Origin of the sequence: Streptomyces sp. NPDC057543, assembly GCF_042801895.1 — a bacterium.
Lineage (GTDB): Bacteria > Actinomycetota > Actinomycetes > Streptomycetales > Streptomycetaceae > Streptomyces.
This window is the reverse complement of the sequence record NZ_JBHVFF010000583.1, coordinates 1-1,432: the sequence shown is the minus strand read 5'-3', so window position 1 is coordinate 1,432 and position 1,432 is coordinate 1. Positions and strand designations below refer to the sequence as shown.

The window sequence follows — 1,432 nt, the reverse complement described above, 5'->3', positions numbered from 1 at the left end:
CGCTTCGGCAGCCCCGCCCGCAGGTCCGGCGTCGGGGGTGGAACCCTGACGCCCCGCCTTGCGGGCGGCCTGGGCCTCGCGGGCCTCGGCCATGGCTTCGGTCTTCTTCTTGTGCGGGCCCAGAACCATGATCATGTTCCGGCCGTCCTGCTTCGGGTTGGACTCGATGAAACCGAGTTCCTCCACATCCGAAGCGAGACGCTGGAGCAGTCGGAAGCCCAGCTCGGGGCGGGACTGCTCACGACCACGGAACATGATCGTGATCTTGACCTTGTCGCCCTGCTTGAGGAACCGGACGACGTGACCCTTCTTGGTGTCATAGTCGTGCGGGTCGATCTTCGGCCGGAGCTTCATCTCCTTGATGACCGTGTGCGCCTGGTTCTTGCGCGCCTCACGGGCCTTCATGGCCGACTCGTACTTGAACTTCCCGTAGTCCATGAGCTTGCACACGGGCGGACGGGCGGTCGCCGCCACCTCGACCAGGTCGAGGTCGTACTCCTGTGCGAGTTCCAGGGCCTTGGCAAGCGGAACAATCCCGACCTGCTCGCCGCTGGGACCGACAAGTCGCACCTCGGGAACGCGAATCCGGTCGTTGATGCGGGGCTCGGCGCTGATGGATCCTCCTCGGTAGCACCACGCGGCCGTCTGGCGGACAGCCACGTAACGTCTGTTTTCGTCAGACCAACCGCGCCGGCACAAGAAAAATGCCCCGGACGGGACACAGGCGGGGCTCCTGGAACTACCGGAACACCGCCGCGGTCAACCGCGGGGCGTATCGGGCGGCTCCATCGTCCGTACGGAACGATGGGCGCCACCTGACCGGTGACCCGCTGCCCGAACGGACAGCCAGGTGGGAGATCGGAGCCTCCACTTGTGGGCTGAGCACATAGCTGCACAGCCGGTCGTTACACAAGGTTAGCAGCTCCCCCGGGCGGGCGCGAACCAGCTGCGGCCCACCACTCCCGCAGACGGGGCGGTACCGGGGTGGGCCTATCGTATGGCGCATGAGTGACGCGACCCCCACCACCGATTCCCCCGGCTTCGACGACATGGCCCGCGACATCGCGGAGGTGCCCGCGGTCGAGGTGATCGTGACGGTCGCGGTCAATCTGATGAGCGCCGCCGCTGTGAAGCTCGGGCTGACCGAGGACGGCGACGAACACAAGGACCTCGACGAGGCCCGCAAGCTGATCCATGCACTGGCCGGCCTGCTGGACGCCAGCACCACCGAGATCAGCTCCTTCCACGCGGCTCCGCTGCGTGATGGCCTGAAGTCGCTGCAGCTCGCGTTCCGCGAGGCGTCGCTCGTGCCGGACGAGCCGGGTCAGGGGCCCGGCGAGAAGTACACCGGCCCCGTCTTCGGCTGACCCCGCACGGCCCCGGTTCCGCCTCCCGACTTCTGACGACTGTGAGCCCCCGCCCGTCCCGGGCG

2 protein-coding genes are annotated in these 1,432 nt (G+C 67.5%); one reads left to right on the top strand and one right to left on the bottom strand.

Annotated elements, in window-relative coordinates; translation table 11 throughout:
- On the bottom strand, positions 1-660 hold a 660-nt coding region (gene infC / locus ACFU8Q_RS41455), incomplete at its 3' end, for a translation initiation factor IF-3 (RefSeq protein ID WP_384465388.1).
- 344 nt (positions 661-1,004) lie between these two features.
- Here infC and ACFU8Q_RS41450 point away from each other — a divergent pair.
- A complete protein-coding gene (locus ACFU8Q_RS41450; protein ID WP_384465385.1) occupies positions 1,005-1,367 on the top strand; it encodes a DUF1844 domain-containing protein in 363 nt (120 codons plus the stop codon).
- Positions 1,368-1,432 lie beyond the last annotated feature (65 nt).